The organism is Anaerolineae bacterium (assembly GCA_013178165.1).
Taxonomy (GTDB): domain Bacteria; phylum Chloroflexota; class Anaerolineae; order Aggregatilineales; family Ch27; genus Ch27.
In genome coordinates, this window is the sequence record JABLXG010000005.1 from 63,438 (window position 1) to 85,570 (window position 22,133).

Genomic DNA, 22,133 nt, shown 5'->3' on the forward strand with positions numbered 1-22,133 from the left:
GCCTTGCGTCCAGGGGGAGGTAGCCTTGACTATCCTGCGCCGCTACGCCAACCAGTTCCGCCGCATCTTTCAGGACCCCGTGCTCGCCCTGAGCCTGATCCTGATCACCCTTTTCCTGGTGCTGATGGTCATCCTGCCCATCGGCGCCATGGTCGGGGAGAGCGCCTCCCCGGAAGGGTTGCCGCTGTTTGCCCATTACGTGACCAGCAGTACCTACCAGACGATCATCATCAATACGGTCGTCATGGGTTTACTGGTGGCCACGGCGGGGACGGCGCTGGGCTTTCTGTTCGCCTATGTTCAGGTCAAGGTGAAGGCCCCGCTCAAGCGCTTTATGCATGTGGTGGCCCTGGTGCCGATCATCTCGCCGCCGTTTGCTGTGGCCACGGCCACCCTGGTGCTCTTCGGGCGCAACGGGATCATCAGTCGGGGCATCTTTGGCGTGCGTTATGACATCTACGGCCTGGACGGGTTGACGCTTGTCCTGGCGCTATCCTATTTCACTGTCGCCTATCTCAACCTGAAGGGGATGATGCAGGCGCTGGACCCGGCGCTGGAAGAAGCCGCCACCAACCTGGGGGCCAGCAAGTGGCGCATCTTCCGCACAGTGACCGTGCCCATGCTGATCCCCGGCATCCTTGGCTCGTTCCTGCTGCTGTTCGTGGAAGCGATCGCCGACCTGGGCAACCCATTGGTGCTGGGCGGCAACTACGAGGTACTGGCGACGCGCATTTACATCTCGGTGATCGGTCTGTACGACACCACTGCCGCCGCTGTCCTTTCGATCATCCTACTGGTTCCATCGCTGGCGATCTTCATCGTCCAGCGCTACTGGCTGAGCCGGCTCTCGGTGATCTCGGTCACCGGTAAGCCTACCGGCACGCCGCAGTTGATCACCAACCCCTGGGTGCGCTGGCCGCTCTTTGGCCTGACGATATTCGTCACCCTGCTGATCGTCCTGCTGTACGCCATGATCTTCTACGGCTCGTTCGTAATGGTGCCCGGCGTCAACAACACCTTCACGCTGGCCAACTTTGACTTCGTGATCAACGGCTACGGCTCCAAAGCGATGACCGATACTACACTGCTCTCGGCCATCGCCACGCCGATTGCCGGCCTGCTGGGGATGCTGATCGCCTTTCTGGTCGTGCGCAAGGAGTTCCCTGGTCGGGGGGCGCTGGACTTTGCCGGGATGCTGGGTATCGCTGTACCCGGCACCATCCTGGGCATCGGCTTCCTGCTGATGTATAACAACCCGATCACGCTTACCCTGCCCTTTGGCGGCACGCCGGAGCAGCCATTGACGCTGACGCTGCTGCCCAAGCTAACCGGCGGGCGGGCGATTTTTGGCGGCGCACTGGCGATCGTGATCGTGTTCGTGGTGCGCAGCATCCCGGCGGCGCTGCGGGCTGGCGTGGCCTCGCTCAGCCAGATCGACCCGTCGATTGAGGAAGCCTCGATCAGCCTGGGGGCGGATAACGCCCGCACCTTCCGCAAGATCACCCTGCCGCTGATCCGCCCGGCTTTCCTCTCCGGCCTGATCTACGCTTTCGCCCGGTCGATGACCGCGCTCTCGGCGATTGTCTTCCTGACTACGCCGCAGACCAAGATCATGACCCACCAGATTCTCAATGAAGTGGAAAACGGCCGCTATGGCAATGCGTTTGCGTATTGCGTGATTCTGATCGGGATCGTGCTGGTCGCGATCGGCATCCTCTACGCCACCGTCGGCTCCACCACCGGCGCGGAGCGTACCCTGGAAGGAGGCGCTTAACATGGCCATCAAAGGTTCGGGCGGGCAGCGGGGCGGCGACCTGGTCCTGCAGGGGATCGCCAAGACTTTCCCTCAGCGCGATGGACAGGGCGAGGTACGCGCCGTTGACGACATCTCCCTGACCATTCACAGCGGCGAATTTGTCACTCTGCTCGGCCCCTCTGGCTGTGGCAAGACGACCACCCTGCGCCTGATCGCCGGCTTTGAGCTGCCCACCGCCGGCAAAATCCTGCTCAACGGCAAAGACATCAGCAACCAGCCGCCCAACAAGCGCGACATGTCGATGGTCTTCCAGAGCTACGCGCTCTTCCCGCACATGCGCGTCTTTGACAACATCGCTTACGGCCTGCAAACGGCGGGCATGCCCAGGGAGCAGATCCGGCAAAAGGTGGAAGGGGCGCTGGCCCTGATGGACCTCAGGGGGCTGGGCGACCGGCGGCCCAACGAGCTATCCGGCGGGCAGCAGCAGCGGGTGGCCCTGGCCCGTTCGCTGGTCATGGAGCCGAGTGTGCTGCTCTTTGACGAGCCGCTTTCAAACCTGGATGCCAAGTTGCGCGTGCAGATGCGCGCCGAGATCCGCCACCTGCAGCGTCGCCTGGGCATCACCAGCGTTTATGTGACCCACGACCAGATCGAGGCGATGTCGATGTCCGACCGGATCGTGGTCATGCACCAGGGTAAGATCGAGCAGATCGGCACGCCACAGGAGATCTACCGCTACCCGCGCACCCGCTTTGTCGCGGACTTCATCGGGCGGGCTAATTTCGTGGAGACACAGGTAGAAGCGGCTAATGGCGATCGGGTGACCGTCCGTGTGCTGGGGCGGACCGTCAGCGTGCCGATGGCCAATCCGCCCCAACCGGGCACGCGCCTGACTGCCGTGCTGCGCCCGGAATCGCTTAGCCTGGATGAAACTCCCGGCGTTTGCCCGGCCCGCATCGAGCAAATGATGTACCTGGGCGCTGAAACCGAGTACATGCTGGAGGCGGAAGGCCAGCGCGTGGTTGTCATCGAGGGTGGCGCGCGGGCGCTGCGCGGTTTCACCGAGGGGCAGACGGTCGGCATCGTTTACGAAGATACTGCTGTCCATCTGCTGCCACCGGGATGATCCTTCCGGCAACTGCAGCGGTGGCTGGACGTAGGTCAGGCGTAGCGTGGGTGTCAAGCACAACCATGTCGGGCAGATTATGATGGCTCCTGGTTGCCCGGTATGCTGAGCGGGCAGCCCATCGCAATACCGCATTTCAGCACAGAGGAGAACAGCCTGATGAGTACCGTGGCAAAAATATCTGTGGTCCTGGCTTTGTTGAGCGCCTTCATCATGGCGCTGCCCGCCCTGGCCCAGGGAGAAGCGACACCCATTGCTTATGGCGAAGCGGTGCGCGGCGAGATCACCGCGCAGACTGCTGAGGTCTTCTACACCTTCAGCGGCAAGCAGGGGGATACGATCACCATCACCATGACCGCGTTCCAGCAGGGCCTGGATAGCTTCCTGGAACTGACCCTGCCCGATGGCACGCTGGTCAGCGACGACGACAGCGCCGGTAACCTGAACAGCCTGATCGGGCCGTTGACGCTGCCCGTCGATGGGCAGTACCGCCTCCGCGCCACCCGCTTCGGCGGGGCGGAAGGTGGCAGCACCGGCGCGTTTGAGATCGTCATCCGCCCGGCGACGACTCTGCCGCTCACCCCGAACGAGACGGTGACCGTCACACTTGGCCCGGATCAGCCCTTCGCTTTCCTGACCATGACGGCGCAGGCAGGCACAGTCTACGCCCTGACCGGCCAGGGCCTGGGCGGCACGACGAGCTTCAGCATCAGCGTGCGCGACTCGCTGGGCAGCTACGTCAACCAGGCCTATTCCCCGGCGGAGGGTCTGGCGCTGATCGATCCGTTGCTGGTGGCGGCGGATGGCGGATATAACGTGACCGTTTTCCGCCAGCAGGACGGCCCGCAGTTCGACCCGGCGTCAACCGTTCGCGTGGCGCTCACGCTGCGCATCCCGGAGACGCAGTCGATCGCCGTCGGCCAGACCGTCAGCGGCACGCTGGACAGCGGCAACCCGATCGCGCACTACGTCTTTGAAGGGCAGCTGGGTGACCTGCTGCGCCTGGAAGGCCGTCATGAAGCGGGAACCCAGCCGATCGACGTACAGGTGGTCAACCCGGCGGGCTACATCAGCACCGGCATGGGCACGGCCTACGGGCCGGAGGAAGGTCGCTTTGTCCTGGATCCGTTCATTCTGGAGATGGATGGCCGCTTTGTGATCGCCGTCCGCCAGACCGCCACCGGTCCCGATCCGATCACGACACCCAGCGTCTTCAGCCTGACTCTGGCTGAGACGCAGACGCCACTGCTGGCGGTGGGACAGGCTGTGACCGGCACAGTCGACCAGGCCATCGCTTACGAGAAGGTCTTCCGCTTTGAAGGCACGGCTGGCCAGCGCGTAAACATCGTCCTGGAGAGCGTGGATGAGACGTATGTCCCCGCTCTGGATGTGCAGGGACCGCCTGTACCTGCACCGGCATTCAGCGGCCCCAATATGGGCGGTGGCGGTGGCGTTGGGATGGGCTTCATCTTGAGTATGAATGGCGCCGTGCCCGGTAAAGTGCAGTACACGCTGGCGCTGCCTGCTGACGGCCTGTACGTTTTCCGCGTCCGCCTGGGTTCCCCCTACGCCTTGCCGCCCATGTCCGGCCCTGAGGCGCAAACGGAGCCGCTGAGCGGCACATTCAGCCTGCGGGTAGACCCCGCCAGCTGATCGGCCCTGCGCCGGAAGTCACCCGAATCAACAGACGCCCGCGCGGTTCCCGTGCGGGCGTTTAATTTTTCCAGAGCCAGCTTGTTCAGTCCGGGCGACCGGCGTCGTCGTCGATGAAGATCGGCAGATGCCCCAGGGCAATAATATCCGACCAGCGGGCGCGGTCGCCCTCTGTAAAGATGGCGACCTGGGCGGCCACGCGGGCATTGACCTTGTCCATCAGGACACGCATGCCCTGCAGGGTGCTGCCAGTGCTGATCACGTCATCCACCAGGGCGACATTGCGGCCTGCCAGCATGGATCGATCTTTCTCGTCCAGGTAGAGCTTCTGCGGCGCGCCGGTGGTGATACTGACGGTATGCGCTTCCAGCGCATCGCCCATATAGGGCTTGTAGACCTTGCGCAGCACGACATAGGGCATCCCCAGCTCGACCGACAGAGCATGAGCCAGGGGGATGCTCTTGGCTTCAGCGGTGACCAGCACCTCGGCACTGGACTTGCTGATGCGCGGTGCCAGCTCGCGGGCGACCGCCTGAACCAGCTCCGTGTCGCCCAGGATGTTGATGATGGCGATGCGCACGCCGGGCGCGACTTCGAACAGACGGAGGTCGCGCGTCAGCCCGGCGACGGTGACGGTGTAGACTTCGCGTTGTGGCGCGGACATGGTTGCTCCTTCGTACCTGACCGGCGAACGCTACCGCCGGCAGAGGGCCTCAGCGCCCCCGGCGCGTAATCGTACCGCATCATCGCCAAAATCCCAACTGTGGCAACAGCACAAAGAAAGACAGAAGATCGAGAAACAGGAGGCAAAAGTCCAGAGGGCCGGGAGACCGCAAGGCGAGAGAGCAGAGACCAACAGCGAGAACCAGCATCGCCGCACAGCAACATGCGGCTGGATCGCTGCCCTACTGCGCCAGATCAGGGCCGCCGCTCTGATCGTCCTGCTGAGCGCGGCGACCCTGATCAGCGTGGAAGTATGCTCTGGCTACCGGCGACGGGCGGCGGCATAGGCGGCCACCCCGGCCTCAGTTCAGGTTGCTGCTTACCCGGCGCACGCCGGGAACTTTTTCCACCCGGCGGATCAGCGCGTCGGCTTTGTGGCGGGGCGGGAGCGTCCCCGTTAGCAGCACGTGGCCGAAATCCACTACGGCGCGCACACCCGGCGGGATCACCCTGCCGACAGCCAGGCGCAGATCGTCGTCGTTGTACAGCCCGGAGGAATCGACGCTCACCACGCCGGGGATATCGGGCAGGTTATCCAGCAACACCCGCGCGCCAACAGCCGACTTGATGTGGCCTTTGACGGTGACCACGCCGTCAACAACGCTGACGGTTAGCCAGTGGCGGGACTGCATAAGGGGCGGGAAGCGCCGGATCAGGGCGGCGATGTCTTCGGCGATGTCCTCATCCGGACGCCTGATCTTGACGGACTCCTGAAGTTCCACCACAGCACGCTTCCTTTCGTATCCAGGGGAGACGGCCCCCGTAAACCAGCATGGCGCATCAAACTGATCGGTCCGGCTCAGGGCCGGGCCTCGCCCGCCGCGATGGCGGCGTCAATCGCCCGGAGGGCTTCCTGCAGGTGCGCTTCGACGGTCGTCCATTCGGCGGGGCAGCTTTCCAGCAGGGAATTCCAGCCGCGCCGCGAGGTTTCCAGCATATTGACCGAAGGGTGGGCACGCAGGGCGGTCGCCAGCGCTTCCTGCGCGCTGGCAAAGTTGGCCTCGTCGCGGATGCCCAGCATGGTCTGCGCCTGGGCGATGTCCATCCACAGGAAGTAATCATTGGGCTTGAGGATTTGCTCCCGCCGCGCGGCGCGCACCGTCCGGGCGAAGGCGTCCAGGGCGCGTTCGTGGTCAGCGGGATCACCGCTGCGGCGGGCACGTTGCAGGTACAGCCCGGCCAGGTTACCGGCAGGATAGGAGGAATCAGGCGTGACCTCCAGGGCATGTTCATAGGCTTCGATAGCGCTCTCCGGGCGGCCAGTTTCCAATCGGATGCCGCCTACCGGCCCCCAGAACGATTCGCCGTTGAAATCGACCAGCTTGGGGCTTTCGCCCAGGGCTTGCAACAGGGCGCCTTCGGCGGCGTTGAAGAGGTTCTGGCGTTCCTCGCCGGTGGCGCGGCGGGCCTTGCGGCGCAGGGCTACCCCATAAGCGGCGCGGGCAGCCGGCCAATCGCGCTTGAGTTCGATCACCCGCTGCAGGTGGTGGATGCCCCCGTCGACGTCGTCGCGCTGGTGGACTTCCAGCCACCCGGCGATGTATAGCGCCAGCCAGTTATCTGGGTTGCGCGCCAGTACTTGAGTGGCAAAGCGGTAGGCGGTGCTATAGTTACCCAGCCGGAACTCCTGATCAGCCTGCTGGACAAGCGCCAGTTCCTCCTGCGCAGCGGCGATCTCCTGCCGCAGATTCCTGATCTGCTCCAGTTCGGGTCGGTAGCTATTCAGAATTTCGAGCTGGTGCTCCAGGCGCTGGCGCATCTGCTCGTCGCGTTCGGCGGCGGCGCGCAGGTCGCGCTGGACAGCCTCCTGCAACTGTTTGACCCGCTCTACCTCAGCTTCCAGATTCTGGCGCAGTTCATCAACATTGCGCAGGCCATACAGCGCCGCCGCGCCAAAGCCCAGCCCGATCAGGACTGACGCGCCTTCCAGAAAACTGAGCAGGAGGTTGACGGCGTTGACGGCGTCATTGGCGCGCTCCAGCACATCAACCTGAGCGCTAGCGGCAACATTGGGCGTGATCATGGAGACCAGACGGGCGACCAGGGTGGCGATCAGCAACAACACCACCACAATCGCCAGGCCGTAGATGATGATGCGCAGTGCGGCATCAGTCCGTTTTTGCCCCGCTTGTGCGCCCATAGCGCCTCCTGAATGGGCGGATTATTCCCGCCCTGCTGCCGCCGCCCGGCTTCAGGCCGGGGATGGGGCGGACAGGATACGGTCGATCTCGGTCAGGACATCCGCGCTGAGGGTCACGCTCAGCGCGCCCAGGTTGTCTTCCAGCTGGCTGAGGCGGGTAGCGCCGGTGATGGCGCTGCTGATGCCCGGCAAACGCAGCGTCCAGGCCAGGGCCAGCTGCGCCCGGCTGACTCCGAGCCGCTCAGCGACCGCCTTGAGCGCCTTCACCCGCGGGATCGGGTTATCCTGGCCTTCCAGCTTGGCCTTGCGCAGCCACTCCAGGCGAGCCAGCCGGCTATCCGCCGGGATGCCATCGTCATACTTGCCGGTCAGCAGACCGCTGGCCAGCGGACTCCAGATGACCAGTCCCATGCCGCCCGCCTGCGCCGCCGGCAGCACATCCTGCTCCACCCGTTCCCGATCCAGCATGTTATATTGCGGCTGTTCGACCTGCGGCTTGTACAGGTTATGCGCCTCGCAGAAGTCCAGGGCCTGCCGGATCTGCGCACCAGTCCACTCGCTGGTGCCCCAGTAGAGGATTTTGCCCTGGTGCACCAGGTCATCCATGGCGCGGATGGTCTCCTCCAGCGGTGTATCCGGGTCGTAGCGATGGCAGAAGTAGAGGTCCAGGTAATCCGTGCCGATGCGCTTGAGCGACTTTTCCACGCTTTCCATCAGGTGCTTGCGGGAAAGGCCACGGTCGTTCACGTCGTCGCTCATCGGCCAGTAGGCTTTGGAGGAGATCACCAGTGTATGGCGGGGGAACTGACGGAGTACCTGACCCATCATACGCTCAGCCTCGCCACCGGCGTAGACATCGGCGATGTCGAAGAAGTTGATCCCGGCGTCGTAGGCGCGCACGATGATGTCCCGTGTGACTCGCGGGTCTTTGACCAGATCGCCAAAGGTGGTCCACCCACCCAGACTTAACGCGCTGACTTTGATCCCGGCGTGCCCCAGGCGACGGTATTCCATAGCCCAATACCTTTCGTGACGTGTGATGAGCTGGATGTACAGAGGTTCGGCGGTAACGCCCTGCGCCAGATTATACTACTGCGGGCGGCAGGCAAAAACAGGGTGGCCGCCCATGGATGGAAACAGGGGCCGGGATGTCGGCGGTATGGCCCGGCGGCAGGGTGGCGGTCAGGGTCTGTTGGCGGTTAAGATAGATAGTAAAGGAAGAAAAGACGAATTGCCGGGGGAAAGTAAGCGATGAGCGTGGCCGCGCCTGCTTATGTCGCACTGCTGGAAAGCGGCGAGCTGGCCCGCCGGGCGGAAGAAGCCTGCCGCCTGATGACGGCCTGTGTTCTGTGCGCGTGGAAGTGCCGGGTCAACCGCGCCGCCGGGAAGACTGGCTTCTGCCGCACCGGGACGCTGCCGCGAGTCAGTTCCTATTTCCCTCACCTGGGCGAGGAAGATTGCCTGCGTGGCTGGCGCGGCTCCGGCACAATCTTCTTTGCCAACTGCAACATGCGCTGTCAGTACTGCCAGAATTACGAGATCAGCGCCCTGGGTCAGGGAACGGAGATCACGCCGGAGGCGCTGGCAGGTATGATGCTGGAGCTGCAGGAGGCTGGCTGCCACAATATCAACTTCGTCTCGCCCAGCCATGTCGTCGCGCCGATCCTGGTCGCCGTGCTGATCGCGGCTCAGGCCGGGTTGCGCCTGCCGCTGGTCTACAATACCGGCGGCTACGATTCGCCGGAAGCGCTGGCCCTGCTGGATGGCGTGATCGACATCTACATGCCGGATATGAAATACGGCGACGCCGCCATTGCCCAGAAGTACAACAAAGTGCCGGACTATCCCCGCCACAATTACCGCGCCGTGCGGGAGATGCACCGTCAGGTCGGCGACCTGGTGATCGACCCGGCGACGGGGCTGGCGCAACGCGGGCTGCTGGTGCGCCATCTGATCCTGCCGGGCGGGCTGGCCGGGACAAAAGCGGTCATGCGCTTTCTGGCGAAGGAGATTTCGCCGGATACGTATGTCAACCTGATGCCCCAGTACCGGCCTGCCTACCGCGCCGCAACAGAGGATATGGGCGTGCTCAGCCGCCCGGTCACCGCTGAAGAAGTAGACGAAGCCTATACGATCGCCCGCCGGGCCGGGCTGCACCGCTTTGATACCCGGCGTCCCTTTGCTATCTGGCGGGCCTGAGCGCCGGGTGAACAGGGCAACGCTCCGGCGGAGGCAACACCAAGATTCAGGGGCAGGAGATGACCCACACCCGCAATGTCGATGCGCTGATCGCTATCCTGCGTGACCCGCGACGGGGCCTGGCTGTCCAGGACGAGGCCGTGCGCCAGCTGGCCCGCTACGCCGAGGAAGCCATCCCGCCATTGATCGCGCTCCTGAGCGATGACGATATGGGCGTGCGCGGGCGGGCAGCGGCGGCGCTGGGCCGCTGTGGAGCCAGGGCCATCGCGCCACTGCGGGCGGCGCTGCCGGGTGCCGCTCCGCTGACCCGCCGGGGTATCGCCCTGGCGCTGGGGCTGACGCGCAGCGCGCGGGCGGTGCGCCCGCTGGTCGGCCTGCTGGCCGATCCTGACGTGGAGACACGCCGCCGGGCGGCCATCGCCCTGGGCTGGCTGGGCAACGATTACGCCCTCGATGCCCTGACCGCTGCGTTGAACGATGAAGAAGGGGCGGTGCGCGCCGCCGCGCAGGACGCCCTGGCCAGGATCCGCAGGGAACCACGAAGCCCGTAGCGCCGGTGCGGGCAAACAAAAACGCGGCGGGTAAGCGTCACCGCCGCGCTGATGGTATTCCGGCACAGGCAGGTCAGGCTTTGCGGAAGCGCAGCCAGAAGATCAACAGCCCCACAGCCGCCAGGAAGACCATGATCAACAGTGCGCCCGCCGCTGCGAAGACGATCCGCAGAAGTACATTGTTATCGCCGGTCAGCAGAGTGCTGGCCGGGGCCATCGCGGGCGATTGTGCCTGTTCCGCTTCCGGGATGGCGCCGTAATTCACCTGCAACGGGACGATCTCTGCCCCGCTGAGCGTCACCCCGAAGTCCTGCTCACCCGTCGGGGCGGCCATACCACCACTGAAACCAACCAGGTAAAAGCCGGGCGCCAGGCCCTCAAAGCAATGTGGTTCGCTCCGACCGGTGGTCAGGTACGTGTCAACCACGATGGCCCGGTCATTCTGCAATGTCACCACCACATCAGCGAGCAACGGTTCCACTGGATCACGCATGCCGTTGGCGTTGGCGTCATGGTACGCCGCCACACAGATGCGGCCTCCGGCCTGCTGCGCCAGCACGGGGAGCGCACCCGCCAGCAGGACGATCAGCAGCAGCGCCAGTGCGCGTAAAGGATTCACGGCCATGGACCTCCGTCCTTTGGTTGCCAAGCGGCGGAATTATACCGTGTGGCGGCAGCAGGGGCAACGCAAGCAGCGATGACTTTGGGCCCCATCCCAAGCAGTGCGATCATCGCCCATCGCGGCCAGCTGCTCCCCGTCATTGTTCGATGATCTCCACGCTCAGCAAGCGGTCGCCCGGCGGCGGATCGGGATAGCGTAGCGGGTCCTGCGGGTCGCGCGGGGTCAGGGCGCGGATGGCGTCCATGCCATCAGTCACGATGCCAAAGATCGTGAACTGGCCGTTCCATTCACGCTCCGGCGTCAGCGGGCCGTAGGTGATGAAGAACTGGCTGCCCGCGCTATTGGGGACGCCGCGCGTACTGGCCATCGCCACCAGCCCTTCACGATCAAAGATCAGGCCGTTGTCGGCCTCGTCGGCGATGGTGTAGCCCGGCCCGCCCAGCCCCGTGCCGCTGGGATCGCCCGTCTGGGCGAACAGGCCCGGCAGCACACGGTGAAAGGTGATGTCGTTATACCAGCCAGCGCGGGCCAGAAAGACGAAGTTGTTGACAGCGACCGGTGCGCGGTCAGTAAACAGGTCGATCGTCACATCCCCGTGCTCGGTGTGGAGGATGGCCCGGTAGGATTTGCTCAGATCAATGACCAGTTCCGGCTGGTCAGGGAAGTGACGCTCCGCCAGGGCAAAAAAGCGCACTGCCTCATCCAGCCCGTAGGTATCGTAGCGACCGCTGTAGGGCTGGCCATTGATCAGCAGCGTGGGAATGCCCACCAGATCAAGCGCCAGCGCCTCCAGGCGGTATTGCTCGACCAGCGGAGTCGGGTCAGCGGCCAGCGCAGCACGGAAAGCGTCCAGGTCCAGGCCGAGTGTGCTGGCGTAAGCGACCAGCGTGGCGCGGAAGGACTCCGGCGAGAGATCACGCCAGACTGCCTGCTCGGCAAAGAGCAGGTCATGCATCGGCCAGAAAGCGCCCTGTTCGCCCGCCGCTTCCGCCCCCAGCAGGGCCAGCGGCGCTTTGTCATGGGCGACGATATCCGGGAAGTGCCGCCAGATCAGGCGCACCTTGTCCGGGTAGCGTTCCTGAAGGATAGCCAGGCTGCGGGCCAGGTCAGCGCACGGCTCACACTGGAAGTCGCCGTAGTGGATGATGGTCACCGGGGCGTCTTCCGGCCCCTGGCTGTGATCAGTCGCCGAGAATACGACGCTGTCCAGCGCTTCCGGCGGCGGTAGGGTGATGATCAGCGGGGTGGCTGAGGGCGCCAGCATAGCCGTCGGGGCTGGCGTGGCGCCCGGCGTGGCGGCAGGGGCGCAGCCGATCAGCCCGGCGCCCAGCGTCACAAGCAGGAAAAGCGCCAGTCTAACCCGCCGCACTGCTCCCCCCGGAGTCTGCCTCGTCGTCTTCATGGAGCACGGCCAGCAGGTCTTCCGACTTCAGGGTGAAGGTATCCGGTTCCAGAGCCGGATTGAGTTCAACCCTGACCGGGGAAAGGCGCATGGCCAGTGTGTCACCCCAATACCGTTCCAGGTACTGCGGCAGGATCAGGCCATCCACCCGGATCAGCTCTCCAGCAGGCTTGAGGCGCTGCAGCTTGACCCTGTTGTCATTCGGGTCGAGCCGCTCGACTTCCACCGCCGCCAGCGTGTGATCCTCGTTCAGCCGGACCAGGGCGGCGGTTTGCGGCATATCGGGCGCAAAGACACGAAAGGCATGGTTGTCGATGCTCTGCACACGGATGGCGCGATCAGCAATCATGGGGCTGATGAAATACACGGCTTCCGACCAGGCCCGCGCGCGCGCCGAATCAACGCCGCTTTCCTCTGCGTTGCGCGTCACCCGCCCGCCCTGCACTTCGTAGACCACCTGGCCGTCAAAGGCGGTGGTGTAGCGGCTGGAGAAGATGCGCAGCATCCGCACCGTGAAATCCCAGCGGATCTGGAAGGGGAAGCGGTAGGTTGCCACAGCTTCCACGGCAGCCCGCAGCGGCAACGGCCCCAGCCGGGCGGCGGTCCAGCCCCGATAGGTCACGCGCAGCGCGTCCAGAGCAGGCGGGCTGCCGCCATAGCGCTTATCCACCAGCTTTTTGAGCAGGTCAAGGCCGATCGGATCGCCCTGTGTCAGCAGCAAAAAAGGCATAGAAAGCCACTCCATCAAGGACAGGTGATGTCCCGCTTTACCGAACCAGCAGGCCGTCAGAGGCCGGCCCGATTGTAACGCCCTGCCCGGCAGCGGCCAACTGACTGGCCGAATCGCGCCTGGCGGTGCTCAGCCAGCGCCGCCGGGTTGCCCACCAGTGCCCAGTTGACCCGCCGCCAGTTCCCGGAAGAACCGTCCCGGATGGACGGTTGCCAGCGCCTGCCAGTCCTCAGCCGCGGAGTCAGCCGGCCCCACGCGCACTTCCAGGTGCAGGTAGGGGCCGCAGCAGCAGCCGGTGCTGCCTGTCAGGCCGAGGATCGTGCCTGCTTCAACTGGCTCTCCGTCGACGACGGTAACTTCCTGCAGGTGGCCGTACAGCACAAAAATGGCCCCATGTCCCAGCTCGTCCAGGCAGCCGCGCAACCCAGCGGGCAGATCAGCGTAGCCGTGGCGCACAACGAGAAAAGTCCCGTAACCAAAGCCCCAGGCCGGATCGCGGCGCAGTTCTTCCTGCCCGGCCAGCCCCAACCAGCTCGGGGAGATGCGCGGCAGGTCACCTTCGCGTCCGGTACAGAGCACCCGCTGGACGACTATCCCTGGCGCGGCGGCGTGGATCGGCGTCCCTTCCGGCGCGGCCAGATCATAGGCCGGGTGGCTGTTATGGACATGCTGGATCACCCGGCCCGGCACCGGCAGGGGGAAAGCATCCTCAGCCGGTTCCGGCACGGCAAACGGCGGTTCCGGCGTCTCCGGCACCTTGAGCAAGACATCCGCGCATTCGCCGGAGATCTGCACCAGGTCGCTGCGCACCCAGCCTGCCCCGCCGTCCCACTCCAGGCGGTACCAGGGCCGGCCGTCAGGGTCCAGGCCAGAAACACCGGCCACCCCCAGGGTCATCCCGCCGGCCGCCCGTTCCACCCGCGGGTAGGTCAGGCCCGGCCCGCTGCGCAGGTTGACCGTCCCCAGATCGGGGCGGATAGCCGCCATGCACGGCACTTCAACAGCGCGGGAGAAGGATTGAATGGTCGGGGGTGGGCCGGGTAGCGGCGGTAGCGGTTCGGTGGGGACGCGGCGTTTTTCGCCGGTGTCGTCTGCGGCGCCCTTGCCGGATGGATTGCCCTGTCCTGCAGCCGGGCCGCCCAGCAGCCGCTTGATCGCTGCCCACAGATCGGCCAGGGTAGCCATGGTATCTGCCTCTCGCCCACAGAAAAACGGTCATCCAAGGTCGAGTGCCTGCTGCCCGCAGGCCATGATCAAGTCTAGCACGGAGCAGCCCGCTTGCCTATGCCCCTGGAGGCGAGCAAGAGCCGAGACTGGAAGCCAGAAGACCGGGAGTCGGGAAGACAGGGGGGTGGGCCGCTCGCTGGCGGCCTTCGCCCGCCCTGGCAATGCAGAAGGCGGCGTCAGTGCGCCGCCTTCCTGTCTACGTCCCTGTATTCCAGTAAAACCCGGTTTTGTCCCGTTAAGCGCCCTTACAGTACTGCTCTTGCCCCGTCTACCAGTACATCCCTGACTGTCCTTACGATAGCGCCTTCACCTGAAGGGCGCATGAGAAGGACGTAAATAATTGGTAAGAAACGCCTGCAGCGCACCGTCGGCGCTAGCGGATCGCGCCCCTGGGCGGATCGATCTGCAGGAAACGCTGCAGCCAGCGCCCGCGCCACGCCTGGCGCAGCACCAGCGCCCACAGCCCCGTCCAGACCGCGATCGCCAGGTAACCCGACAGGCTCAGGTTCACCAGCTCGAAAAAGCGCCGGAAAGGTTCATGGGCGAGCACAACGATGAACACGCCCAGCAGCGCCAGAGCCAGGATCGTCGGACGGCGATCCGGGCTGAGCCGGTCGCCAGCCACGAAGAACGGGATCGGCGGCTCCACGAAGACGATCAGCAGCAGCCCGGCCAGCACCACAAAGACCGTCAGCGCCGATTGCGCCGTCAGGCTGGCCACCTCCTGAGCAAAGGACGCCTGTGTTGGCAGCTCATAGTCGATCCCGGCGTAGACCTGGAAGCTGGCGATCTCCTCCGGCGTGACCGGGGCCACCAGCACATCGGAATACATCAGTGTGAAGACAGCCGCATAGAGTAGCAGCCCGAACACAAAGAGGGTGATCGCCGCTGGGAAGACGAAGTGCATGATCGACCGCAACAGACCGCCCTCCGGCTGCCGGGGACGCGCCCACACCGCCAGCGCCAGGGTCGGGATGCCCACCGTCAGCAGGGCGGAGAGCGAGTTGTGCTTGGGCACGAACGGGAAGCCGATGTCGATCACCATCGTCGCCAGGATCAGCAGGGTAACGGAGAGCGTCCGTGCCAGGAAGAGGCGCAGGATATCCTGCATCCCATTGATGATCCGCTGCCCTTCGGTGAAGGCGGGGGGCAGCGCAGCGAACGAATCGCCGAGCAGGACCATATCGGCCACGCTGCGGGTGGCGTTACTGCCGCTCTGCATGGCGATGCCCAGCTGGGCCTTTTTCAGCGAGAGCACGTCATTGACGCCGTCGCCGACCATGGCCACGTAGTGCCCCTGCGCCCGCAGCGTCTCCACAATCCGCTCCTTTTGTTGTGGTGTGATCCGCCCGAAGATCGTGCCTTCATCGACAGCGCGGGCGAACCCGGCCTCATCCATCTCCGCCAGTTCCAGCCCGGAGACGATGCGCAACTCGCCGGTCATCCCGGCCTGGCGGGCCAGCGCGGCGACGGTATGCGGGTTGTCGCCGGAGATCACCTTGAGCCGGATTCCGGCTTCGACAAAGCGGGCCAGCGTGCGCTCCACATCCGGGCGCAGTTCGTCGCGGAAGGCGATCACGCCCAGCGCGGTCAGGCCGTCCGGCAGGACAGGCTTGCCATCCTCGTCGTACAGGCGCAACGTATCAGGCCGGTGCGCGAAGAGCAATACACGCAGCCCGCGCGCCGACCACGCTTCCACCGGCTCGCGGATGGCTTCGGCATTAGCCAGGTGCGGGGCGATCATCTCCGGCGCGCCCATCACAAATGCACCGTGCAGCGCCTCCCCGTCAAAGGCCAGGGCGCTCCATTTGCGCTGGGAGGAGAAGGGCACCTCGTCCACCGGCTCGCGGCGTTGCCCACCCAGCGCTTCGGCCAGCGCCTCGCCGGTGCGGTTGGTGGCGGCGGCGCTGCTGGCGAAGTCGCCCAGCAGCCGGCGCAACGTCGGCTCATCGATCCCGATCGGGTGGATGGCCTCGAACTGGATGCGGTTGGCGGTCAGCGTGCCGGTCTTGTCCATGCACAGCACATCGACGTTGCTCAGCGATTCGACCGAGTTGGCCTGCTGCACCAGCGCACCCAGCCGGGCGATGCGCACCGCGCCCATCGCATAGGCCACAATAACCATGAAGAACAGGCCGTTGGGGATGATCCCGGCGATCACCGCCGCCATCTGCACGCCGCGCATCAACGGCACATCATAGATGATGGCGGAAGCCAGCAGCAGGAAACCGATGAACACCGCGATCAGGATCAACAGGCGGATGACCAAGTCAATGTCGCGCTGCAGCGGCGTCTTGACCACACGGAAGGAACGGGCGTTGGCCACCAGCCGGCTGGCGAAGCTCTCCGCCCCGACGTGAGCGGCTTCCATCACCCCCTGACCGGTGATGCAAAAACTGGCGGAAAAGACCTCGTCTCCAGCCTGCTTGCGCACCAGGTCGGATTCGCCGGTGAGTTGCGATTCGTCCACCTCCAGCGATCCGGCCAGCAGCGGGCCATCGACGACCACCTGATCGCCGGCGCGGATGACAATCAGGTCGCCAAGGACGATCTCAGCTGGATCGGCCTCGCGCTCCTGGCCGTCACGGATCAGGGTGACGCGGGGGCGGGTGAGCAGGGCGATGCGGTCGAGCTGGCGCTTGGCCCTGATCTCCTGGTAGACGCCGATCACGACGTTAAGCAGGATCAGGCCGACACTGACCACCGCATCGCTGACACGGCCAATCAGGATCATCACCGCGCCGATAAAGAACAACACCAGGTTGATCGGGTTGAGGAAGTTCTGGCGCAGGATGTCACCGTAGGAACGGCTTGTTTCCACGCGGACGTTGTTGCCCTGCCCACGACCATGGCGCGCCAGCGCCTCCGCCTCGGTCAGCCCACGCAGGCCGGTCGCTGACGTTACAGCTTCTAGGGTTGCCATGAAGGTTCCATTTCTGAGTACGAACGTGCGGGTCATCTCCCCGCTATTGTAGACGCCCGGCGCCTTCCTGAGAAGTCGCCCGGCTCCGCCGGCTGGAGCAGCATGAGAACTGTTCAGCGGGCTTTCGGCTTCCGGGTGTTGCCCGCATCACATCAGCGACGATCAGGCTAGGCAAAACAGCGCTCCTGGGGTCATAATAGGCGGCAGCAAGCACCTTTCTCCCCCGATTCTGGAGGAACCCTTCATGCGTGATTTTGTCTCGGAGCGTGTACGGAGCGTCCCGCCATCCGGCATCCGGCGCTTTTTTGACATTGCTGCCACCATGGACGACGTGATCTCACTGGGCATCGGCGAGCCGGATTTCGTCACCCCGCAGCCGATCCTGCAGGCGGGCATCCACTCGCTGCAACAGGGCGAGACTCACTACACGTCTAACTCCGGCATCCTTGAGCTGCGGATCGCCCTGGCCGCCTACCTGGAACGGCTTTACGGCGTCAGTTACGATCCCAACGACAACCTGCTGATCACCGTTGGCGTCAGCGAGGCGATGTACCTGGCCATGACGGCCACCATCAACCCCGGTGACGAGGTGATCATCCCGGAGCCGTGTTTTGTGGCCTACGCGCCGGAGGTGGTCTTTGCCGGCGGAACGCCGGTCATGGTGCCCACCCGCGTTGAGGAAGATTTCCAGGTCACCGGGGCGGTAGTGGAAGCGGCCGTCACCCCGCGCACCAGGGCCATCCTGATCGGCTACCCCAACAATCCGACCGGCGCAGTGATGTCCCGCGCCCGGCTGGAGGAGATCGCGGCTGTCGCCGCCCGGCACGATCTGCTGGTCATTTCTGACGAAATCTATGACCGGCTGGTCTACGGGGTGGAGCATGTCCATTTCGCCGCCCTGCCGGGGATGAAGGAGCGCACGATCGTCCTGGGCGGGCTGAGCAAGTCCCACGCCATGACCGGCTGGCGGCTGGGCTGGGCCGCTGCACCCCGGGAACTGCTGGCGGCCATGCGCAAGGTGCACCAGTACACCATCATGAGCGCGCCAACCACCGCCCAGCATGCCGCCATCGAAGCCCTGACCCGTGGCGAAGAGCATGTCGAACGGATGCGGGCGGAATACAACCGGCGGCGGCTGTTACTTGTCAATGGCCTTAACGCGCTGGGGCTGACCACCTTTGAGCCGAAGGGCGCGTTCTACGCCTTCCCCAGCATCGCCGCCAGCGGCATGGACGAGAATACCTTCGCCGAAAAGCTGCTCCAGGAGGAGCGGGTGGCGGTCGTGCCCGGCAGCGCTTTCGGGCAAAGCGGCGCAGGCTTTGTCCGGGCCTGTTACGCCACCGCATACGAAAAACTGGAGGAAGCTTTGGAACGCCTGCATCGCTTCATGGCACGCTACGGCTGAGGATCGCCTGGAAGACAGAGAGGCGGCCTGAGGAGCGGGGCGGGGTTGGACAGGGCAGCGATTGGACAGATGGGCTGGACAGGAGGCTTATATCCCTTGCCCAGCCCTGATTTTCTGCCCCCTGAGGGCACTGTCCATCTCTCAGCCCAGCGGCTGAGGCGTGGCGGCGGCGTCCCGGCCATCCGGCGCGATCTCCAGCGCACCCTGCGGCGCGGCGGGCTGATAGCGTTCCAGTTCCCGCAGGGCGGGGAGCAGTAGCCCGGCGACTGCTGCCAGCACGGCCAGGATGCCCGCTGTCAGGTACCAGATCTGCACGCCCACCGCGTCCGTGACCGGTCCGGCGATGGCCAGCCCGATCGGTGAGGTTAGCGTCACCAGGCTGCCGAACAGCATAAAGACGCGCCCCTGTATCTCCGGCGCAACAGTGCCCTGCAGGATGGCGAACAACGGGCCGTCGGTCATAGCGGCGGCAGCGCCCATGACCAGCAACGCGCCGATGGCCACGCTCAGGCCTGTCGCCGGGAGCAGGCCGAGCAACATCATGCACACGCCGATGACCGTGATGCCCAGCATCGTGGTGTAGATGCGCCGCTTGAAGCCCCCCCACAGGCCCAGCAGCAGCCCACCCAGCACCAGCCCAATACCCGACGCCGATTCCATCCCGGCCAGTTCCGGTGCTGCCCCGCCGAAGTGCTGTGTGACCAGGATCGGCAGCAGCGAGAAAGCGGGTGTCAGAGCGATCTTGACCAGCATTGCCAGGCCAGTCAGGATGAGTAGCCCCTTCCAGCCCAGCAAATAGCGCCCGGCTTCCCGCAGGTCGGCCCAGATCGAGGTGGGTCGGCCATCGGCGCCGTTGGTCGTGCGTTCCGGCTGGGGAATGCGCACAGCGAACAGCGGCAGGATGGCCACCAGGGCGGTCACCACGTCCAGGAGCATGATCTGGTGCATGGCAGCAACGGCCAGCAGCAGCGCCCCCAGCGCCGGGCCAATGATATTGAGCGTGCCATAGAGGGCCTGGTTGACCCCGGAAACGCGGGCCAGGTGCTCGCGGGGGACCATCAGTGACGTCGACGCCTGCATGGCTGGCCAGTGAAAGATTCCGCCCAGTTCCCGCGCGACCATGATCACATACACGTGCCAGATCTGCGCCTGGCCGGACCAGAACAGAAAGGCCAGCCACAGCGACAGTAGCGCGATCAGGCCGTCAGCGACGATCATGACGGCGCGGCGGTTCCAGCGATCGACATAAGCGCCAGCGATCGGCCCCAGCACAATCTGCGGCAGCATGGCAAAGAGCGAGGCCAGCGCCAGGACAGTGGCCGAGCCGGTCGTCTCCGTCACCCACCAGATCAGGGCGAACATGGCGATCCGGCTGCCGAAGAGCGATAACGCCTGGCCGGTCCAGATGGCGAAGAACGGTCTGCGCCAGGCTCTGGATGATGACTCAGCGACAGTGGTGATCATGGTTTCCCCTCTTCAGTGCGATGTGTTGGTGGTGTTTCCCGCCTCTCTTTCTCTATATACGTATTGAATTTCTTCAGGTTTCACCTTATGAATTTCAATATACCGGGAAGAATATTCAGAGACAAGTGGCAGATTGCCTGAAGCAGGGGGAAACCCTGCGGCAAAAACGCAGGCCGGGGGAAAGGCAAAGCTGAATCGCGGCCCTGCCAAGCTGCCGGATCATCCGCGGGCAAAAGGTAGTCTACCGCGTCGAATCAGGGGATCAGGCCGGGCGCGATCGCTGCCCGCACCTGCCCGGCGATGCGCCCCAGTTCGGCGCTGTAAAGCATCTCCAGCGTGCGCGGGCGCGGCAGCGCCACCGGGATATGGGCCACAATCCGCCCCGGACGCGCGCCCATGACCAGAATTTCGTCCGCCAACAATACCGCCTCGCTGATATTGTGCGTGACCAGCAGGATGGTCTGGCCGTGCGCCGCCCACACACGCAGCAAGTCCAGGCTTAGCCGTTCGCGGGTCAGGGCGTCCAGCGCGGCGAACGGCTCATCCAGCAGCAGCACATCCGGGCGGGAGATCAGCGCCCGCGCAATAGCCACCCGCTGGGCCATCCCGCCGGAAAGCTCCGCCGGAAAAGCGTCGGCGAAGCCCACCAGGCCTACAGCGGCGATCAGCGCGTCGGCCCGTGCCGCCCGTTCCGCCGCCGGGACGCCTGCCAGTTCCAGCGGCAGGGCGATGTTGTCCCGCACGCTGCGCCAGGGCATCAGGTTGGCCTGCTGGAAGACCAGCCCGATCCGGCGCTGGGGGCGGGTGACCGGCTGGCCTTCCAGCAGGGCCTGGCCCCGCGTTGGCCTGATCAGCCCGGCCAGGATGCGCAACAGGGTCGACTTGCCGCAGCCACTGGGACCGACCAGGGCGACAAATGCTCCGCGCCGCACGGCAAACGAGACCTCCTCCAGCGCCTGCACCGGTGACCCATGGCGCCGGGCCGGGGGGTAGGTGTGACTGATCGCCTGCGCTTCCAGGACCCACGGACTGCCGCTAGCCGGGGCGGGAACCAGAGGTGAGGGGACCCGGTGCAGGCGCGGCGCCCGCAGGGTCAACTCACGGGAGGAAGTCATGGTTGTAAGCCCTGCTAAAATCCAGCGGACCGGGCAGCAGACCGGCAGCGATCAGGGTGTTCATGGTTGCTTCCCATGAGGCGGGGTCGCTCAGGCCGGGGTCTGGCCCTTCCCACAGACGGATCGAATTGAGCAACACCTGCATCTGGGTGACCTCGTCCGGGTGGTAGGCGGCGGCCAGGGAATCGGCCAACGCGGCTGCTTCGGCGGCGGAAAGGCCATCGCCCGCGGCAGCACTGCGCAGTGCGTCGACGGTCTGCGCGGCGGCCACGGCCAGCGCGATCCGCCCACCGCCCCGCGGCAGCGTTTCTACATAGCGGCGGCTGATCTCAAACGCCTCATCAGGGCCAGCCAGCGTATCGGCGATACCCCGCGCCAGAGCGCGAACCATGCCGCGCACCAGCTCCGGTTCCCCGGCGATGGTCGCCTCGTTCGTGATCAGGCCGTTGCCAACGAGATCGGCTTCCGGCGGCAGCTCAATCACGTTGACCGCGCCGCAGGAACGGGCGATCTGGGCCGGTTCGTTGGCGATGTAAACAACGGCCGCCTCCACCCGCCCGGCACACAGCAGGGCCGGAGCGTTGTAGCCAATTTCCTCCAGCCGGATGTCTTCCTCGGTCAGGCCACCGGAAGCCAGCAAAGCGCGTAGACCAACGTAACTGGCCCCAAAGCGCCCCGGCACGCCAACCGTCCGCCCGCGCAGGTCCTCCAGCCGGGCAATGCCGGAATCGGCCAGGGCAGCCACGGCAACCGGGTAACGGCGGTACCACTCGTACAGGTAAACCAGCGGCCGCCCGCCATAGCGGGCCAGGAGCACCTGCTCCCCGCTGAAGATACCAAAGCGCAACTCCCCGGCGGCGATCCGTTCCGCGCCGAGGTTTTCGTCGCCATACTCCAGCGTGATGCGCACCCCGGCCTCCTGCGCGAAGTACCCCTTCTCCAGGGCGACATAAACCGGGGCAAACTGGATGTTGGGGATAAAGCCCAGGAACAGCGTCAGTTCGGGCAGCTCATCCTGTGCGGCGGCAGGTAAACCCGGCAGCAGGATGGCCGCCAGCAACACAGCAGCAAGCAGCGCGCGCGCGATCATCGGTCTA

18 protein-coding genes are annotated in these 22,133 nt (G+C 65.1%); 6 read left to right on the forward strand and 12 right to left on the reverse strand.

Going from position 1 to position 22,133, the window contains the following annotated elements; translation table 11 throughout:
• Positions 1-124: 124 nt before the first annotated feature.
• The 3 genes from HPY64_05595 (at position 125) to HPY64_05605 (ending at position 4,535) form a co-directional block, all read left to right on the forward strand.
• Complete coding sequence (locus HPY64_05595; GenBank protein ID NPV66603.1) at positions 125-1,774, forward strand: iron ABC transporter permease; 1,650 nt, start codon at positions 125-127, stop codon at positions 1,772-1,774.
• 1 nt (position 1,775) lies between these two features.
• A complete protein-coding gene (locus HPY64_05600) occupies positions 1,776-2,882 on the forward strand; it encodes an ABC transporter ATP-binding protein (GenBank protein ID NPV66604.1) in 1,107 nt (368 codons plus the stop codon).
• A 159-nt stretch (positions 2,883-3,041) separates the two neighbouring features.
• The gene (locus HPY64_05605; protein NPV66605.1) at positions 3,042-4,535 is read left to right on the forward strand and encodes a hypothetical protein; all 1,494 of its coding nucleotides are present in this window, start codon (positions 3,042-3,044) and stop codon (positions 4,533-4,535) included.
• Positions 4,536-4,620: 85 nt separating this feature from the next.
• Here HPY64_05605 and HPY64_05610 read toward each other — a convergent pair whose 3' ends face one another.
• The 4 genes from HPY64_05610 to HPY64_05625 all read right to left on the reverse strand — a co-directional run bounded on the left by HPY64_05610 (position 4,621) and on the right by HPY64_05625 (position 8,412).
• The gene (locus tag HPY64_05610) at positions 4,621-5,199 is read right to left on the reverse strand and encodes an adenine phosphoribosyltransferase (GenBank protein NPV66606.1); all 579 of its coding nucleotides are present in this window, start codon (positions 5,197-5,199) and stop codon (positions 4,621-4,623) included.
• A 361-nt stretch (positions 5,200-5,560) separates the two neighbouring features.
• The gene (locus HPY64_05615; GenBank protein NPV66607.1) at positions 5,561-5,983 is read right to left on the reverse strand and encodes a BON domain-containing protein; all 423 of its coding nucleotides are present in this window, start codon (positions 5,981-5,983) and stop codon (positions 5,561-5,563) included.
• A gap of 74 nt (positions 5,984-6,057) precedes the next feature.
• Positions 6,058-7,398 (reverse strand): hypothetical protein, encoded by a 1,341-nt coding sequence (locus tag HPY64_05620; protein ID NPV66608.1) that lies wholly within the window; start codon positions 7,396-7,398, stop codon positions 6,058-6,060.
• A 51-nt stretch (positions 7,399-7,449) separates the two neighbouring features.
• The gene (locus tag HPY64_05625) at positions 7,450-8,412 is read right to left on the reverse strand and encodes an aldo/keto reductase (GenBank protein NPV66609.1); all 963 of its coding nucleotides are present in this window, start codon (positions 8,410-8,412) and stop codon (positions 7,450-7,452) included.
• Positions 8,413-8,649: 237 nt separating this feature from the next.
• Between HPY64_05625 and HPY64_05630 the strand changes: the two genes are divergently transcribed.
• Entirely contained in the window at positions 8,650-9,597 is a 948-nt protein-coding gene (locus HPY64_05630; GenBank protein NPV66610.1) for a radical SAM protein, read from the forward strand.
• A 59-nt stretch (positions 9,598-9,656) separates the two neighbouring features.
• The gene (locus HPY64_05635; protein ID NPV66611.1) at positions 9,657-10,148 is read left to right on the forward strand and encodes a HEAT repeat domain-containing protein; all 492 of its coding nucleotides are present in this window, start codon (positions 9,657-9,659) and stop codon (positions 10,146-10,148) included.
• 73 nt (positions 10,149-10,221) lie between these two features.
• Here the strand turns inward: HPY64_05635 and HPY64_05640 are convergent, their stop codons facing one another.
• The 5 genes from HPY64_05640 to HPY64_05660 all read right to left on the reverse strand — a co-directional run bounded on the left by HPY64_05640 (position 10,222) and on the right by HPY64_05660 (position 17,052).
• Positions 10,222-10,773, reverse strand: a complete 552-nt coding sequence (locus tag HPY64_05640; protein NPV66612.1) for a hypothetical protein — start codon at positions 10,771-10,773, stop codon at positions 10,222-10,224.
• A 133-nt stretch (positions 10,774-10,906) separates the two neighbouring features.
• Positions 10,907-12,172 carry a thioredoxin domain-containing protein gene (locus tag HPY64_05645; GenBank protein NPV66613.1) on the reverse strand — a complete coding sequence of 422 codons (1,266 nt, stop codon included), beginning with the start codon at positions 12,170-12,172 and terminating at the stop codon, positions 10,907-10,909.
• Positions 12,126-12,902: a hypothetical protein gene (locus HPY64_05650; GenBank protein ID NPV66614.1), complete on the reverse strand. Its 777-nt coding sequence runs from the start codon at positions 12,900-12,902 to the stop codon at positions 12,126-12,128. The genes HPY64_05645 and HPY64_05650 overlap by 47 nt, the downstream gene beginning before the upstream one ends.
• A 129-nt stretch (positions 12,903-13,031) precedes the next feature.
• A complete protein-coding gene (locus HPY64_05655) occupies positions 13,032-14,087 on the reverse strand; it encodes a peptidoglycan DD-metalloendopeptidase family protein (protein NPV66615.1) in 1,056 nt (351 codons plus the stop codon).
• Between the two features lie 415 nt (positions 14,088-14,502).
• Entirely contained in the window at positions 14,503-17,052 is a 2,550-nt protein-coding gene (locus tag HPY64_05660; GenBank protein NPV66616.1) for an HAD-IC family P-type ATPase, read from the reverse strand.
• A gap of 244 nt (positions 17,053-17,296) precedes the next feature.
• Between HPY64_05660 and HPY64_05665 the strand changes: the two genes are divergently transcribed.
• Positions 17,297-18,457 (forward strand): aminotransferase class I/II-fold pyridoxal phosphate-dependent enzyme, encoded by a 1,161-nt coding sequence (locus tag HPY64_05665; GenBank protein NPV66617.1) that lies wholly within the window; start codon positions 17,297-17,299, stop codon positions 18,455-18,457.
• A 141-nt stretch (positions 18,458-18,598) separates the two neighbouring features.
• On the opposite strand, the gene HPY64_05670 is transcribed toward HPY64_05665, so the two are convergent.
• The 3 genes from HPY64_05670 to HPY64_05680 form a co-directional block, all read right to left on the reverse strand.
• Positions 18,599-19,921, reverse strand: a complete 1,323-nt coding sequence (locus HPY64_05670; GenBank protein ID NPV66618.1) for an MFS transporter — start codon at positions 19,919-19,921, stop codon at positions 18,599-18,601.
• Positions 19,922-20,175: 254 nt separating this feature from the next.
• Complete coding sequence (locus HPY64_05675; protein ID NPV66619.1) at positions 20,176-21,036, reverse strand: ABC transporter ATP-binding protein; 861 nt, start codon at positions 21,034-21,036, stop codon at positions 20,176-20,178.
• Positions 21,020-22,126, reverse strand: coding sequence for an ABC transporter substrate-binding protein (locus HPY64_05680; protein NPV66620.1), 1,107 nt, complete (start codon positions 22,124-22,126; stop codon positions 21,020-21,022). The genes HPY64_05675 and HPY64_05680 overlap by 17 nt, the downstream gene beginning before the upstream one ends.
• Positions 22,127-22,133: the final 7 nt, after the last annotated feature.